The sequence below is a fragment of the Bacillus sp. CGMCC 1.16607 genome, assembly GCF_042683745.1.
Classification (GTDB): domain Bacteria; phylum Bacillota; class Bacilli; order Bacillales; family Cytobacillaceae; genus Pseudoneobacillus.
On the sequence record NZ_JBHUJX010000008.1, the window covers coordinates 515,373 to 531,843 of the forward strand.

The window sequence follows — 16,471 nt, forward strand, 5'->3', positions numbered from 1 at the left end:
GGCTTGTCTACATAAAGAAATCGGTGTACCGCCTGACGAAAAAGTGGTTCGGGACAAAACAATTTCCCGAAATAGCCCTAAAACATGTAGTCGAGGTGTGTAAATAGTGTCGACAAAAAAAGCTACCCCTGATTTAATTTTAATGATTACCACTTTTACCCTTTTAGCAATAGGTTTAGTAATGGTTTATAGCGCAAGTGCTGTTTGGGCCGAGTATAAATTCGAAGATTCCTTTTTCTTTGCTAAAAGACAAATGTTGTTTGCTGGTGTTGGAATTATTGCTATGTTCTTTATCATGAATATCAATTATTGGACATGGAGAACATGGGCAAAAGTCATTTTAATTATTTGCTTTATTTTATTGATTGCCGTATTAATACCGGGGATTGGTAATGTAAGAAATGGATCCAGAAGTTGGATTGGAGTTGGAGCTTTTTCGATACAGCCATCTGAATTTATGAAGCTTGCGATGATCGCCTTTCTCGCTAAATTTCTATCAGAAAATCAAAAGGTGATTACTTCCTTTAAAAAGGGACTTATTCCATCATTAGGACTAGTTTTCCTCGCATTTGCTTTAATTATGCTCCAACCTGATCTAGGAACAGGAACTGTAATGGTCGGTACCTGTGTTGTAATGATTCTAGTAGCTGGAGCAAGGATATGGCATTTTGCCATTTTCGGACTGATAGGCTTAGCTGGATTCGTAGGACTTGTCATATCTGCACCATACCGAATTAAACGTATTACTTCATTTCTAGACCCATGGCAAGATCCACTTGGTAGTGGGTTTCAGATCATTCAATCATTATATGCTATTGGACCGGGTGGACTTTTTGGCCTTGGCCTCGGGCAAAGTCGTCAGAAATTTTTCTATCTACCTGAGCCTCAAACTGATTTTATTTTTGCCATATTAGCCGAAGAGCTTGGTTTTATTGGTGGTTCATTCATCTTGTTACTTTTTGCTCTATTACTATGGCGGGGGATTCGTATTGCATTAGGTGCTCCAGACCTATTCGGAAGTTTTTTGGCTGTAGGAATCATTGCAATGGTGGCTATTCAAGTAATGATTAATATTGGTGTTGTAACAGGGCTAATGCCAGTTACTGGAATCACTTTACCTTTTCTAAGCTATGGAGGTTCCTCATTAACATTAATGTTAATGGCGATAGGGGTATTACTTAATATTAGTAGATATTCAAGATACTAACCATTCGAACGGCCGCACCTAGATAAAATGAACCCTGTTTTTTGCAGGGTCTTTTTGTTTTTTCTCTACTAGAATTAGATTACCTGTTAAAATAAGGATTATTACAATTTTTTAACAAGTAATTTAAAACAGTAATGTTCAAATAAAATTATAGTAGAATAGAATTCAGTTGGAGGTGGAGAAATGAGAATTGTCGTAAGTGGTGGTGGTACAGGTGGGCATATTTATCCTGCACTTGCCCTTATCCACGAAATACAGAAAAAATCTAAAGAAATAGAATTTTTATATATTGGAACACATGACGGGCTTGAAAGTAAAATTGTTCCTCGTGAAAAAATATTATTCAAGACAATACATATTACTGGATTTAAAAGAAAACTATCTATTGATAATATAAAAACGGTTTATCGTTTTCTTAAAGGTGTTAAGGAAAGTAAGAAATTATTAAGGGAGTTTAAGCCAGATGTCGTAATTGGGACTGGGGGCTATGTATGCGGACCAGTTGTTTATGCTGCGTCTAAACTGGGTATCCCGACGATCATTCATGAACAGAACAGTGTTCCTGGGTTAACGAATAAATTTTTAAGTCGATATGTAGATAAAATTGCGGTCTGTTTTGAAGTGGCTAAAGAATATTTCCCTGCTGAAAAAGTGATTTTTACTGGCAATCCTAGAGCAACAGAAGTACTAGGTAACGACGCGATACAGGGTAGGTTGAAAGTAGGGCTAAAAACTAATTTGCCAGCTGTTTTAATTGTCGGCGGGAGTAGAGGAGCAAAACCGATAAATGAAGCAGTAATTAAATCATTATCGGAATTAGGACAAAAACCGTATCAAGTTCTTTATGTTACGGGTGATATTCACTTTCCACATGTACAGCAAGAAGTGGATTTAGTTGGAAATCCTGAAAATGTGATCATTAAACCTTTTATACATAATATGCCTGAAGTTTTGGCGGGGATTGATTTAGTCGTAGCTCGATCAGGAGCGACAACTCTGGCTGAAATTACATCTTTAGGTATTCCAAGTATATTAATTCCAAGCCCATATGTAACGAATAATCATCAAGAAAAAAATGCAAAAGCTCTAAGTGAAAAAGGAGCAGCGGAATTGGTGTTGGAAAATGATTTATCAGGCAAACTTTTAGTGGAGAAAATAGACCAAATTCTATTACATAAAGATAGATGGATGCGAATGAAAGCAGAATCCAAAGCTTTAGGAGTACCAGATGCAGCTGAGCGGTTATATAAAGTAATGAAGCAGATTGCCATTAAGGAATAAAAAAGTAGCCCAATGAAAATGACTGCATAAACTATTAATAACTTCGAAAATAAGTAAGAAAGGGAGGTTGGAAATGAACGGATTAATAAATGATTTCATGCAATTAAACATAGGTAAAGTAAAACAAAGTGAACTTTTAGCTAACCATACAACGATAAAAATTGGAGGACCAGCAGATATTTTTGTAGAACCATCATCCATTGAAAATCTTGAAAAATTAATGGAAATCATTATAAAACATCAAGTTCCGTGGCGTGCCATCGGAAGAGGTTCTAATCTATTAGTTTCTGATAAAGGGATTGAAGGGGTTGTCATAAAGCTAGGACAAGGAATTGACAACTTAACAATAGAAGGATCAGAAATTAAGGTTGGTGGAGGTCATTCCTTAATAAGCCTATCGACTATGTTGAGTAAAAAAGGTTATTCGGGACTGGAATTTGCAAGTGGGATACCGGGATCATTAGGTGGAGCTGTATATATGAATGCCGGTGCGCATGGATCAGATATTTCAAAAATATTCAAAAAGGCAAGAATTCTTTTTAGTGATGGGACAATTGAGTGGCTTACGAACGAGGAAATGGAATTTTCATATCGAACGTCCATATTGCAAAAGAAAAGACCTGGTATCGTATTAGAAGCCGTTTTACTTTTACAAAATGGCGATAAAGAAAAAATTGTTGCTGAAATGCAAAAGAATAAAGATTATCGAAAAGATACTCAGCCTTGGAATTATCCATGTGCGGGAAGTATTTTTCGAAATCCACTACCAAACTATGCAGGAAAGCTTATTGAAGTTGCAGGTTTAAAAGGATATTCCATCGGCGGGGCAAAAATATCTGAAATGCATGGGAATTTCATTGTTAATGCAGGGAATGCAACTGCTGAAGATGTGTTGGCATTAATTCAGCACGTAAAGAAAACAATCTATGATTTATATGAAATTGAAATGGAAACGGAAGTAGAAATAATCGGACGAAGCTAGCCAAATTTGGATAGGATAATAGGCTAGTTTTACTAAAAAACCACTTACGATTTACAAATATTGTGATATAATATTTTTTTAGAGACTGGCAAAAAAATAGAGAAGGTGCCTTACGTAACGGCATGAACTTGTTCGTGCCGTTGTTTTGGTTTAAGTTAAGAAAGGCAATTAATATTGGACTTCGTAAGTTGTCCAGCTCCAGCGCCTAGCCCATCGAGATCTATGTTCGCCACCCAAAAAGTCAAAGAACGACTTTCCGGGTGTCGAAGCATTTGCTTGTCGGGGCTAATCAAGGCGCATCCGCTTTTCTAATAAGCTTAAGGGGTGGTGAATTTAGTGGGTAAAGGAAATATTGTTTCACTGGAAGATCGAGTTCCAAAGTTGAAACAACAACGAAGAAAAAAGGCAAATAGGCGTTTGATATTTTTATTATTATTATTTTTCTCTCTAATTGCCTGTGTTTCTTATATCCAATCCCCTTTAAGTAAAGTTAAGAATATTCAAGTCTTTGGACAAAATTTATACAATAAAGATCAAATTATTTCACAATCCGGTTTAGATAGGAACCAAAATATTTGGAAAGTGGACAAGAGTGAGATTGCTCTCCAAATCAAAAAACTACCAGAAGTAAAAAAAGTAAAGGTATCTGTTAAATTACCTAATACTGTACAAATCAAAATTGAAGAATATAAACGAATGGCTTTCTTTGCTAAAGAAACGTCGTTTTATCCAGTATTAGAAAATGGGAAAATATTAAAGGAACAAAAACTAAATCAATTGCCATACAGTGCACCTATTTTAAAGGAATTTAAGGAAGGAAAGCCTTTGGAAGAAATGATTGTAAGCTTAAAAGCATTACCTCCAGAGGTAGTCAATTCCATATCAGAAATTCATCATACACCAACAAAAACAGATCATTATCATATTACCTTATTTATGAATGATGGATTTGAAGTGAGTGCTACATTAAGAACATTTTCTGAAAAAATGAAACATTATCCCTCCATACTTAGCCAATTAGACCAGAATATTAAAGGTGTCATTGATTTAGAAGTGGGATCTTACTTTAAAGCCTATGAAGCGAAAGGGGAGGAATCGCTTGAAGATAAAGGTGAAAGGTAATCATGTTATCTTAGCCCTTGTCTTTCTTGTTCTTGGGTATATGATTGCTTTTTCTTACCACTTAACAGAACGTGTCAATGAGAATAAACCAAAAACGAATAATCAATGGGAACGTAATTTAAGTCTTCGTAATCAAATCATCAATGAACAAGAGAGAAATCGTGACTTACAAAAAGAATTAAATAAAAAGCAAGAAAAAGTTTCACAAATAGAAAAAGAATTATCGAAAGAAGCACAAATCTTCTTTAATTTAGCTGAAGATACGGAAAAATACCGTATGTTTTTAGGGAAAATTAAAGTAAAGGGAAAAGGAGTAGAAGTAACTCTAGCCGATGGTGATTATAATCCAATAGAGGAAAATGCAAATAATTATATTGTGCACGAACACCATGTCTTTAAAGTGATAAATGAATTGTATATTTCTGGTGCGACTGCTATATCGATCAATGGTCAAAGATTATCTCATAATTCTTATATTGTTTGTAATGGGCCAGTGATCACAGTGGATGGGTACCAACATCCAGCACCATTTATCATAACGGCTATAGGTGATCCAGAGGTTTTATCTTCAGCACTAAGTCTAGTAGGTGGTGTTACGGATCAGCTTGTAAACGATAATATCGTTGTTACCTTAGCAACTAAAGAGGATATTTTACTAGATCCCATCCTAGGAAAATAATTAAAAATATTAAAGAAGGTCAGGTAGTAAGGTGAGCTTTAAAAAAAATTGGAGTTTTACGATGATTACCTTAGTTATCGGTTTTATGATTGCCATTCAGTTTCAAACGGTACAAAAACCAGTTGTTAGGGATACAAGGGACGTATGGCAACTTCGAGAGGATTTATTGAAGGAAAAGGAAATACAATCGAAGTTAATTAGAGAAATTCGTTCCAACGATGAAAAAATTGCTTCATATGAGACAACAAGACGACAAAGTAAAGAGCAGGTTTTAAGAGATACTTTAGAAGAGCTAAAACGTGAAGCAGGTTTAACTCCTATTACCGGTCCAGGGATTATTTTAAAGGTGGAGCCTATATATGAAGATATTGTATTAGGTGAGCCTTTAACTGATATTTCACCTGAGTTGTTGCAAAGGCTTTTAAATGAATTAAACATGTATGAAGCGAAATTTGTTGCCATTGATGGGAATCGGATTATTAATACAACTGTGATAAGAGATATTAATGGAGAAACAAAGATAGACGGAAATCGGATTTCACAAATTCCTTTTGAAGTCAGAGTCGTTGTTGAGAATATGGAAAAGGCTGAGAAGCTTTATAACCGTATGCAAGTCTCGAAATCAATGGAGGAGTTTTTCATTGATAATTTAAAAGTTTCAGTGACAAAACCTTTACAAGTAGTATCTATTCCAGCATATAGTGATACCATTCGAGTCCGTTTTATGGAGCCGATTAAGGCAGATAAAGGAGGAAGTTAGGTTATGTGGCTTCCATTATTAGGTTTAATTGTTGGGGTTTTTCTCGGTTTGTTGACTGAAATCAGAATACCTGAAGAGTATTCCAACTATCTTTCAATTGCCGTTTTAGCTGCATTTGATACATTATTCGGGGGAATACGGGCTCATTTACAAAAAATATATGATGAAAAAGTTTTTGTATCAGGATTCTTCTTTAATATTATCCTTGCTGCAAGTTTGGCTTTCCTAGGTGTACATCTTGGTGTAGACTTGTATTTAGCAGCTGTGTTTGCATTTGGAGTAAGGCTTTTTCAAAACATTGCTGTAATACGAAGAATAATTTTAACAAAATGGTCAAGCAATCATGAAAAAATTGAAAAAATTTAGATTTCTTAAAGGGAAAACTACAGTTGTGACGAATATTTTTAGTAAGAATTAGAATTAGGGAGTATTGATTGTTGTTCTTATTAGTAAATGTACTAAAGGAGGTGCCAAAGAATGAACAGCAATGAAATATATGTAAGTCTTGACATCGGTACATCCAGTGTGAAAGTAATCATTGGTGAAATGGTCAATGACTCTTTAAATATCATTGGCGTTGGGAACGTTAAATCGGAAGGATTAAGGAAAGGCTCCATAGTCGATATAGATGAAACCGTTCATTCAATTAAAAGTGCGATTGAACAAGCTGAACGAATGATTGGCATGGAAATCAATCAAGTGATTGTTGGAATAACAGGAAATCATGTATCATTACAGCCATGTCATGGTGTAGTAGCTGTATCAAGTGATAATCGCGAAATTAGTAATGAAGATGTGGCACGAGTAATGGATGCAGCTAAAGTAGTGTCCATCCCACCAGAGCGAGAAATTATTGATATCATTCCGAAACAATTTATCGTAGATGGATTGGATGAAATTACTGATCCTCGTGGTATGATTGGTGTAAGACTTGAAATGGAAGGTTCGATTATTACCGGATCAAAAACGATTTTACATAACACTCTACGTTGTGTAGAGCGTGCAGGTCTTGATATATTAGACATTACCCTACAACCTCTTGCAGCTGGTGCTTTTGCTTTATCGAAAGATGAAAAAAGTCTAGGTGTTGCCTTAATCGATATTGGTGGAGGTTCAACGACCATTGCAATTTTCGAACAAGGTTATTTGCGGGCAACTAGTGTACTTCCACTAGGAGGGGAGCATTTAACGAAAGATTTATCGATTGGCCTCCGAACTTCAACGGAAGATGCGGAAAAAATAAAAACAAAATATGGACATGCTTTCTATGATGATGCTTCAGAAGATGAGGTTTTTAGTGTTCCAATTATCGGAAGTGATCAACATCAACAATTTAGTCAGCTAGAAGTGGCTGATATTATTGAAGCGCGAATGGAAGAAATTTTTGACCTCGTGCAAAATGAGCTAAAGAGGATGGGAATTAGAGATTTGCCAGGAGGATTTGTTCTTACTGGTGGGGTCGCAAATATGCAAGGTGTCCTTGATTTGGCACAAGTAATCTTTCAAAATAGAGTTAGAATAGCCATTCCAGATTATATAGGGGTAAGAGAACCACAATATACGACGGCAGTCGGATTGATTAAATATGCATACAAGAATGCTAGATTACAAGGCCGTGAACTTGAAGCAACGGTGAAAGTATCACATGCGAAAGAAAAGCGTGTCGTTAAACAACCGCAACCAAAGTCGAAGTCTGAAAAGCAACCGGAAGAAAAAATGACATCAAAGGTAAAAAAATTCCTTGGTTACTTTTTTGAGTAGAACTGTGCTTAAAGGAATATGGACGAATTAGGAGGATTTGTCATGTTGGATTTTGATACAAATTTAGATCAACTTGCTACGATAAAAGTAATTGGCGTCGGTGGTGGCGGTAATAATGCAGTAAATCGAATGATTGAACATGGTGTGCAAGGGGTAGATTTCATAGCTGTAAATACAGATGCACAAGCATTAAATCTATCTAAAGCAGAAATAAAAATGCAAATTGGCGGAAAATTAACTCGAGGTCTTGGTGCTGGTGCTAATCCTGAGGTAGGTAAGAAAGCAGCGGAAGAAAGTAAAGAACAAATCGAAGAAGCACTACGTGGGGCAGATATGGTTTTCGTAACTGCTGGAATGGGTGGCGGAACTGGTACTGGAGCTGCACCAGTTATCGCTCAAATTGCAAGAGAACTTGGAGCCTTAACCGTAGGTGTTGTTACTCGTCCTTTCTCATTTGAAGGGAAAAAACGAGCTGGACAAGCTGCTGGTGGAATTGCCTCAATGAAGGAAGCTGTAGATACATTAATTGTAATCCCTAATGATCGACTTCTTGAAATTGTAGATAAAAGCACACCTATGCTTGAAGCATTCCGTGAAGCGGATAACGTATTACGTCAAGGGGTTCAAGGTATTTCTGATTTAATAGCGACACCTGGACTCATCAACCTTGACTTTGCTGATGTAAAAACGATTATGGCAAACAAGGGGTCTGCCTTAATGGGCATTGGTGTGGCTTCTGGCGAAAACCGAGCGGCTGAAGCAGCTAAAAAGGCTATTTCTTCTCCATTACTTGAAACATCTCTTGATGGTGCACAAGGTGTGTTAATGAACATAACAGGTGGGACAAATTTAAGCCTTTATGAAGTTCAAGAAGCGGCAGATATTGTTGCATCTGCATCTGATCAAGAAGTAAATATGATTTTTGGTTCAGTTATTAATGAGAATTTAAAAGAAGAAATCATTGTAACAGTAATCGCAACAGGATTTAATGAAGAAATGGCGATGCCAAAAGTAACTCGACCTGCATTTGGACAAGTTAAACCGAATATTGGTGTTACTAAACGTGAGCCAAAAAGAGAAGAGATTCCACAAGAAACGTATCGAAATCCTGCTCCAGCGCAGTCCGTACAAGAAGATACATTAGATATTCCGACATTTTTACGAAACCGTAATAGAAGAAGATAATAGAAAAGCATAAGCGCAGGACAAATAGAAAAATCCCAAGCCATTTGATAGGCTTGGGATTTTTTATTTTGAATAAATCATTTATATCATAGTAAATATGACAAAATCCGAAAAGAATAGGGAAAATTTCTGCTATTTCCTTTACAGAATATGACACACTTCCCCTTCGTAGATAGGTTATACTTTTTCGTAACGGAATGATAGAAAAGATTAAAAATATTCTACCAATTTCGTGATGGGAAATGGCTCTTGCTTGAAGGAGGAAAATATTTGACTGTTTATTTGGATGTTATTTGGTTTCTAAATTTTCTCTTTGACAGTCTTCTCCTCTATTTAACATCAATTATGCTAAAACGTCATGTTACTTGGTGGAGGATTTTTTTAGGGGGAATTGTAGGGAGCTTAATTATATTCTTATCCTTCTCGCCACTTGCTTCAATTGCAGGTAACCCACTAGTAAAATTAGGTTTTTCCTTTGTTATGATTTTGGCTACCTTTGGATATAAACGAATACGGTTTTTTCTAAAGGCTCTTATGCTCCTCTATTTATCAACATTTTTGACAGGTGGAACATTAATTGGTGTTCACTATTTTATCAAGTTTGATAATCAACTTACATCTGATGTTTTTCTTGCAAGTTTAAAAGGTTTTGGTGATCCAATCAGCTGGTTATTTGTCATGATTGGTTTCCCAGTAGCTTGGTATTTTTCCTCCAAAGGAATTGAAAAGATGGAAATGATTAATATTCAATTTGAACAACTCGTCGATGTTCATTTATCGATACAGGATCTGCAGTTTACGATAAAAGGATTGGTGGACAGCGGAAATCAGCTATATGATCCCATTACGAAATCACCTGTTATGATTGTTTCTATTCATCAAGTAAAGGAGATTTTCCCTAGCGAATTAATTGAGATGGGGAAAGAACCTGAAGCTTATCTTTTTGGTAACAAGCAAATACCATCTGAATGGGAAAGTAGAGTGAAAATTATTCCGTGCCGAGTCGTCGGCCAGGATCATCAGTTAATTATCGCTTTTAAACCAGATTCCTTAAAAATTGGAACAGACAGAGGCGAATTTAATGTAACGAAAGCGTTAGTCTCTCTTACTTTACAACAGCTTTCCGCTGACGAAGCGTTTCAATGCATTGTTCATCCAAAAATGATGACAAATGCGAGCGCTATTTCAGATTCAACAAAAGTAAGCTAATAATACTATACTCGATAAAACAAATTTTAGAAGGAGGACCTAACATGAAAAAATTAAAACTTCGCCTATCTTACTATTGGTATAAGTTATTAATCAAATTAGGACTTAAAACAGATGAAATCTATTATATTGGCGGAAGTGAAGCACTCCCCCCTCCTTTAAGTAAAGAAGAAGAGGAATTACTTTTAAATAAATTACCAAACGGAGATAAAGCAGCCCGTTCTATTTTAATTGAACGTAATTTAAGACTTGTTGTTTATATTGCGAGAAAGTTTGAAAATACCGGGATTAATATAGAAGACTTAATCAGTATCGGGACAATAGGATTAATTAAAGCTGTAAATACTTTTAACCCTGAAAAGAAAATTAAGCTAGCTACATATGCTTCAAGATGTATTGAAAATGAAATATTGATGTACTTAAGAAGAAATAATAAAATTCGTTCCGAGGTTTCATTTGATGAACCATTAAATATAGATTGGGATGGAAATGAGCTATTACTATCGGATGTTTTAGGGACCGAAGAAGATATCATTACGAAGGATTTAGAAGCTAATGTTGACCGTAAGCTTTTAGTAAAAGCCTTGCACCAGTTAACGGAAAGAGAAAAACAAATTATGGAACTTCGTTTTGGATTAACAAATGGGGAAGAAAAAACCCAAAAAGATGTTGCGGATATGCTTGGTATTTCTCAATCATATATTTCAAGATTAGAAAAAAGAATCATTAAAAGATTAAGAAAAGAATTTAATAAAATGGTATAGCATATATTAATTTATTTTTTTTGAAAAAATTTTTTATTTTTAAACCCTTGATTCTACCAATACAAATGAACATTATTCAATGATTTTCATCTTTGGTTCATTTGGTCCAGGTGCATATTTTTCCTTCTCACGGAGATACTTAAGTTTGTACAGCAACTCCTGTGAGGAGGGAAAAGGATTGACTCGAAATAAAGTTGAAATTTGCGGTGTTGATACATCAAAGCTTCCTGTATTAAAGAACGAAGAAATGAGACTACTCTTCAAGCAAATGCAAGCAGGAGATCATTCTGCAAGGGAAAAGCTTGTAAATGGGAATCTCCGATTAGTGCTTAGTGTGATTCAACGATTTAATAATCGTGGAGAATTCGTTGATGATCTGTTCCAGGTTGGCTGTATCGGGCTAATGAAGTCAATTGATAATTTTGATCTAGGCCAAAATGTTAAATTCTCTACATATGCAGTACCTATGATTATCGGTGAAATTAGAAGATATCTTCGGGATAATAATCCTATCCGTGTGTCACGTTCCTTAAGGGATATTGCTTATAAGGCTTTACAAGTAAGAGAAAAGTTAATGAGTGAAACTTCAAGGGAACCGACTGCAGAGGAAATTGCCAAAGTTTTAGAAGTGCCACATGAGGAAATCGTGTTTGCCTTAGATGCGATTCAAGATCCTGTCTCATTATTTGAACCTATTTATAATGATGGTGGAGATCCGATTTATGTATTGGATCAGTTAAGTGATGACCGAAATAAAGATACGACCTGGATTGAAGAAATTGCTCTTCAAGAAGGGATGAGAAGATTAAATGATCGAGAAAAATTAATATTAAGAAAACGTTTTTTTCAAGGTAAAACACAAATGGAAGTTGCAGATGAAATTGGAATATCGCAAGCACAAGTTTCAAGGCTAGAGAAAGCAGCAATTAAGCAAATGAATAAGAATATCCAAAGCTGAGAACAAAGCGACATGCGCCTTTAAAAACCCGACAAGTTAATGATTCGCCTCCAAGTATTTTTAATATCTAATTGAAAAATAAAGCTGCCCATCACGGCAGCTTTATTTTTTGTTGGAAAAAGACCATATTTTATTTTAACTATCATATATTTTATAAAGAAATGCTGGGGGTGAAGATATGGTAAGAATATCTGATTTTCAAATAAAAGATGTCGTTAATGTTGCCGATGGAAAAAAACTCGGAAATATAGGGGATATTGATATTAATTTGTCGACAGGGAATATTGATGCAGTTATTGTGAGCGGTACAGGGAAAGTATTGGGTTTCTTTGGTAAAGATGAGGATGTCATTATTCCATGGAAAAATATATTAAAAATTGGAGAAGACGTGATATTAGTCCGTTATAAGGAACGAGATATAAAATATATTGAGGAAGAGGCTTAATTAAGCCTCTTTATTTTCATTTCGCTATTATGAACATCCAATTATATATGGTAAACTATAGAAAACATTAGAAAAGCGGAAGAGCCCGTTTAGCGACGTATGGACTGGTCCGCTCCGCATGAGATAAAGGAAACACGAAGAGCGATAGCGATTCGATGTTGACTTATCGTAAGGAGGAGAGGGACAGTACACTAGTCGCTGGGCGCTAGAGCTGGACAATTTTCAAAGTCAAAACACTTTTACATATCTTTATTTAAAGGTTGGGGAATATGGAACCATTTGTTTTGAAAACAAAGGAGTATTTTTCTTTACAACCATGGGCAGAGGAGTGGCCAAATTTAGTCGTAGGATTTACGACAAAAAATGGTGGGTTTAGTGATCAAGTCTTTTCTTCGTTAAATTTTGGACTTCATGTTGGCGATCAAAATGATGATGTTTGCAAAAATAAGCAGAAACTTGCTGAATTACTGCAATTTCCGACAAAATTTTGGGTTGCTGCAGAACAAACACATGGAAAAAATATTAAAGAAATTAACGTAAAACATCGTGGGCTTGGTGCCTATCAATATAGTGATTCTATAAAAGATACGGATGGTTTTTATACGAATCAAAAAGGAATTCTTCTAACACTATGTTATGCTGACTGTGTACCAATTTATTTTATAGATAAAAGAACAAATACAATTGGTCTAGTCCATGCGGGTTGGAAGGGAACTGTAAACGGTATTTCAGTTAAAATGATTGATAGATGGAAGCAGAATGGTATTCATCTAGATGATATTTTAGTGGTGATCGGACCATCTATTTGCGAAAAATGTTATGTCGTTGATGATTTTGTTATTAATTTCGTACAAAAGATACTAGAAGATGTCGAAAAAAAGCCCTATAATCAAATAAAAGATGGACAATATCAATTGGATTTAAAACGTTTAAATCAATTACTATTAATTCATTCTGGAATACCCGAATCCAATATTTCACTCACAGAATTTTGTTCAAGTTGTAATGCATCCGATTTTTTCTCTCATAGAAGAGATCAAGGTAAAACAGGACGCATGATGAGTTTTATCGGTTGGAAGGAGGATTCTCTAATAAATGAAAGTAACAACAAAGCTTGAAAAAATTAAAAATGAAATAAATGATGTGTGTTTTCAAATAAATCGCGATCCCAATGAAATTAAAATTATTGGAGTCACTAAATATGTAAGTGTAGAGAGAGCTAAAGAGGCTTTAGAAGCTGGAATTCATCATCTCGGGGAAAATCGTGATGAAGGATTACTAGAGAAATGGGAATCATTAAAGGATAAACCTACATGGCATTATATAGGCTCTTTACAATCAAGAAAAGTGAAGAATATTATTCATATCGTAGATTATATTCATTCATTGGATCGATTATCACTAGCAGAAGAAATTAATAAACGTGCCAATGAGCCGATCAAATGTTTTGTACAGGTAAATGTATCAGGTGAAGAATCTAAACATGGTTTAAGTCCAGTTGAAGTACTACCATTTATTGAAAAGATGAAAGATTTCGGTAATGTGATCATAGATGGTCTGATGACAATGGCACCACTTACAGCTGATGAAATTGTCATTCGTAAATGTTTTAACACTTTAAAGAAATTACAGATACAAGTATCAGAAAAACAGTGGAAACATGCCCCTTGTCAGGAATTATCGATGGGAATGTCTAATGATTTTAAAATTGCCATTGAAGAAGGAGCAACAATGGTACGTATTGGAACTGCTCTAGTAGGAGAAGAAGAGGTGTAAAGATGAGTATTAAGTCCAAATTTAAAACATTTTTCTTTTTAGATGATGAATATGATGATGAAGAACAAGAATATATTGAAGAAGAGGTAGAGCCTGTCAAACCCGTAAAACAAGCTTCAAATAAACAAAATGTCGTGAGTTTACAAAGTCTTCAAAAATCCTCAAAAATGGTTTTAGTGGAGCCACGGGTGTATGCAGAAGCACAAGATATTGCGGATCATTTAAAAAATCGCCGTTCAGTAGTCGTGAACCTCCAGCGAATAGAACATGATCAAGCAAAGCGTATTGTTGATTTCTTAAGTGGTACAGTGTATGCAATAGGTGGGGATATTCAAAAAATTGGTGCTAATATTTTCCTTTGTACCCCAGATAATGTAGAAGTTTCAGGTAATATTTCGGAAATCATGTTCGATCATGATTTTTCAAGATAAGAGGTGGTAATGGTATATGTCAATTTTGTTTAGCTTTTTAGGAAGTTTAATTTATTACTATTCATGGGCTTTAATTATTTATATTTTACTATCGTGGTTTCCTGGTGTGAGAGATTCATCCTTTGGTCACTTTCTTGCACGCATATGTGAACCGTATTTAGAGCCGTTTAGAAGATTTGTTCCTCCAATTGGTATGATTGATATATCACCGATTGTGGCGATATTAGTCTTAAGATTAGCAACAACGGGATTATCCCAAATTCAACTTTGGTTTTAATCATCTTATTACAGCAAAAGATTTCCTTGTAACGATTTTAGGAGAATTCGATGAACATTTATCAACATTTCCGACCAGAAGAACGTGAATTTATTGACCAAGTTTTATCTTGGAGACGTACAGTCGAAGATTCTTTTGCACCAAAACTGACGGATTTTCTTGATCCTCGTGAACAACAAATTGTCAAATATGTGATTGGGGAAGATGGAGATATAAAATGTGATTTTTTTGGTGGTATTAACCATTCTGAAAGAAAAAGGGCAATTGTGGCTCCAAATTATTTTGTAATGGAGAAAGATGCCTTTCAGATTAGTATATTTGAAATGGATTACCCAAAAAAATTTATTACAATTGAACACCCCCAAGTTTTAGGCAGTTTGATGTCTTTAGGAATTAAGCGGGAAAAATTTGGCGACATTCTCATTAATGGGGATCAAATTCAAATTGTCGTTGCAAAAGAAATAAATTCGTATACCCAATTGCAATTTACTCAAGTAGGTCGTACAAAAATAAGTTTAAGTGAAATACCATTTAGCCAAGCTATCCCAATGAATATTACTTGGCTGGAAGAAGTGGAAACGGTCTCTTCCTTAAGATTAGATAGTGTGATTTCAACAATCTATAATATTTCCAGACAGAAATCCCAAACTTTATTAGCGCAGGGACTTGTAAAAGTTAATTTTAGGGCAATTGAGAAACCCTCATTTGAATGTAGAGAATATGATATGATTTCCATTCGTGGATATGGAAGGGCAAAAATTAGCTCTATTGAGGGAAAAACAAAAAAAGATAAATGGCGTATCACCGTAGGAAAGCAAAAATAATTACTTTTTTGGCAGGAATAATGGGAAACCTGTCGAATTATGGATAATACATATATAGAAAACAGTTCTTGGGAGGTGGCGTCATGCCGTTAACGCCGTTGGATATACACAATAAGGAATTTAATCGGGGATTCCGTGGTTATGATGAAGATGAAGTAAATGAATTTCTTGACCAGGTGATCAAAGATTATGAACTTATTCTTCGTGAGAAAAAAGAATTGGATGAGCGTCTCAGTGAAATGAATGATCGTTTAAAGCATTTTACAAATATTGAGGAAACGTTAAATAAATCGATTGTCATTGCTCAAGAAGCTGGGGAAGATGTGAAACGAAACGCACAAAAAGAGGCAAAGTTAATTTTAAAAGAAGCTGAAAAAAATGCAGATCGAATTGTAAATGAAGCATTATCTAAAGCACGAAAAATTGCCTTAGAAATAGAAGACTTGAAGAAACAATCAAAAGTATTTAGAACACGATTTAAAATGTTAATTGAAGCCCAATTGGATATGCTAAATAATGATGATTGGGATCATTTACTTCAATATGAAGTGGATGCTACTGAATTAAAAAGTTTACAAACAGAAAGTGAAATAACATCTTGACGAATGGCTGAGTATCAGCATATAATGACAGAATAATTTAATTACTGCTTATTGACAATGACAGGGACAGTACATATTCAAAGAAGCTTTATTAGCGAGATGGGAAAGGTGAAAGCCCATTAAAGTATGTTTATGGAAGATCACCCTTGAGTTCTGATCTGAAATCCATTTATTTGGATATTAAGTGAGGCGTATAATTCACGATACG

Annotated in this window: 19 protein-coding genes and 1 other annotated feature (1 of these 20 running past the window's edge); all 19 genes read left to right on the forward strand. The window is 35.1% G+C overall.

The genetic code is table 11. The annotated features are described in order from the left end of the window. The first annotated feature begins 106 nt into the window (after positions 1–106). The 19 genes from spoVE to ACFSO7_RS05540 all read left to right on the forward strand — a co-directional run bounded on the left by spoVE (position 107) and on the right by ACFSO7_RS05540 (position 16,263). Positions 107–1,207 (forward strand): stage V sporulation protein E, encoded by a 1,101-nt coding sequence (gene spoVE, locus ACFSO7_RS05450; RefSeq protein ID WP_377876016.1) that lies wholly within the window; start codon positions 107–109, stop codon positions 1,205–1,207. Positions 1,208–1,390: 183 nt separating this feature from the next. After that, positions 1,391–2,488 carry an undecaprenyldiphospho-muramoylpentapeptide beta-N-acetylglucosaminyltransferase gene (gene murG, locus ACFSO7_RS05455; RefSeq protein WP_377876018.1) on the forward strand — a complete coding sequence of 366 codons (1,098 nt, stop codon included), beginning with the start codon at positions 1,391–1,393 and terminating at the stop codon, positions 2,486–2,488. 73 nt (positions 2,489–2,561) lie between these two features. Beyond that, positions 2,562–3,470, forward strand: coding sequence for a UDP-N-acetylmuramate dehydrogenase (murB, locus tag ACFSO7_RS05460; RefSeq protein WP_377876019.1), 909 nt, complete (start codon positions 2,562–2,564; stop codon positions 3,468–3,470). Between the two features lie 336 nt (positions 3,471–3,806). Continuing rightward, the gene (locus tag ACFSO7_RS05465; protein ID WP_377876021.1) at positions 3,807–4,592 is read left to right on the forward strand and encodes a cell division protein FtsQ/DivIB; all 786 of its coding nucleotides are present in this window, start codon (positions 3,807–3,809) and stop codon (positions 4,590–4,592) included. Then, positions 4,546–5,271: a DUF881 domain-containing protein gene (locus ACFSO7_RS05470; protein WP_377876022.1), complete on the forward strand. Its 726-nt coding sequence runs from the start codon at positions 4,546–4,548 to the stop codon at positions 5,269–5,271. The genes ACFSO7_RS05465 and ACFSO7_RS05470 overlap by 47 nt, the downstream gene beginning before the upstream one ends. A gap of 61 nt (positions 5,272–5,332) precedes the next feature. Then, the gene (locus ACFSO7_RS05475; RefSeq protein WP_377876024.1) at positions 5,333–6,031 is read left to right on the forward strand and encodes a DUF881 domain-containing protein; all 699 of its coding nucleotides are present in this window, start codon (positions 5,333–5,335) and stop codon (positions 6,029–6,031) included. A gap of 3 nt (positions 6,032–6,034) precedes the next feature. Continuing rightward, positions 6,035–6,397, forward strand: coding sequence for a small basic family protein (locus ACFSO7_RS05480; protein ID WP_377876026.1), 363 nt, complete (start codon positions 6,035–6,037; stop codon positions 6,395–6,397). Positions 6,398–6,508: 111 nt separating this feature from the next. After that, positions 6,509–7,792, forward strand: a complete 1,284-nt coding sequence (gene ftsA / locus ACFSO7_RS05485; RefSeq protein WP_377876028.1) for a cell division protein FtsA — start codon at positions 6,509–6,511, stop codon at positions 7,790–7,792. Positions 7,793–7,834: 42 nt separating this feature from the next. Next, positions 7,835–8,977 carry a cell division protein FtsZ gene (ftsZ, locus tag ACFSO7_RS05490; protein ID WP_377876030.1) on the forward strand — a complete coding sequence of 381 codons (1,143 nt, stop codon included), beginning with the start codon at positions 7,835–7,837 and terminating at the stop codon, positions 8,975–8,977. A gap of 270 nt (positions 8,978–9,247) precedes the next feature. Then, positions 9,248–10,186 carry a sigma-E processing peptidase SpoIIGA gene (gene spoIIGA / locus ACFSO7_RS05495; RefSeq protein ID WP_377876032.1) on the forward strand — a complete coding sequence of 313 codons (939 nt, stop codon included), beginning with the start codon at positions 9,248–9,250 and terminating at the stop codon, positions 10,184–10,186. Positions 10,187–10,230: 44 nt separating this feature from the next. Continuing rightward, positions 10,231–10,950, forward strand: a complete 720-nt coding sequence (gene sigE, locus ACFSO7_RS05500; RefSeq protein ID WP_377876033.1) for an RNA polymerase sporulation sigma factor SigE — start codon at positions 10,231–10,233, stop codon at positions 10,948–10,950. A gap of 178 nt (positions 10,951–11,128) precedes the next feature. Continuing rightward, on the forward strand, positions 11,129–11,908 hold the full coding sequence (gene sigG / locus ACFSO7_RS05505) for an RNA polymerase sporulation sigma factor SigG (RefSeq protein WP_377876035.1): 780 nt from the start codon (positions 11,129–11,131) through the stop codon (positions 11,906–11,908). 178 nt (positions 11,909–12,086) lie between these two features. Next, a complete protein-coding gene (locus tag ACFSO7_RS05510) occupies positions 12,087–12,353 on the forward strand; it encodes a YlmC/YmxH family sporulation protein (protein WP_377876037.1) in 267 nt (88 codons plus the stop codon). Between the two features lie 269 nt (positions 12,354–12,622). Continuing rightward, complete coding sequence (gene pgeF / locus ACFSO7_RS05515) at positions 12,623–13,471, forward strand: peptidoglycan editing factor PgeF (RefSeq protein WP_377876038.1); 849 nt, start codon at positions 12,623–12,625, stop codon at positions 13,469–13,471. Further along, positions 13,449–14,129 carry a YggS family pyridoxal phosphate-dependent enzyme gene (locus ACFSO7_RS05520; protein ID WP_377876040.1) on the forward strand — a complete coding sequence of 227 codons (681 nt, stop codon included), beginning with the start codon at positions 13,449–13,451 and terminating at the stop codon, positions 14,127–14,129. The genes pgeF and ACFSO7_RS05520 overlap by 23 nt, the downstream gene beginning before the upstream one ends. A gap of 2 nt (positions 14,130–14,131) precedes the next feature. Beyond that, on the forward strand, positions 14,132–14,560 hold the full coding sequence (locus ACFSO7_RS05525) for a cell division protein SepF (RefSeq protein WP_377876041.1): 429 nt from the start codon (positions 14,132–14,134) through the stop codon (positions 14,558–14,560). A 16-nt stretch (positions 14,561–14,576) separates the two neighbouring features. Then, entirely contained in the window at positions 14,577–14,837 is a 261-nt protein-coding gene (locus ACFSO7_RS05530; RefSeq protein WP_377876043.1) for a YggT family protein, read from the forward strand. 50 nt (positions 14,838–14,887) lie between these two features. Then, positions 14,888–15,661 (forward strand): YlmH family RNA-binding protein, encoded by a 774-nt coding sequence (locus tag ACFSO7_RS05535; protein WP_377876045.1) that lies wholly within the window; start codon positions 14,888–14,890, stop codon positions 15,659–15,661. 83 nt (positions 15,662–15,744) lie between these two features. Next, a complete protein-coding gene (locus ACFSO7_RS05540) occupies positions 15,745–16,263 on the forward strand; it encodes a DivIVA domain-containing protein (RefSeq protein ID WP_377876046.1) in 519 nt (172 codons plus the stop codon). Positions 16,264–16,311: 48 nt separating this feature from the next. Beyond that, positions 16,312–16,471 (forward strand) — a binding site (T-box leader) (it continues 73 nt past the right edge of the window).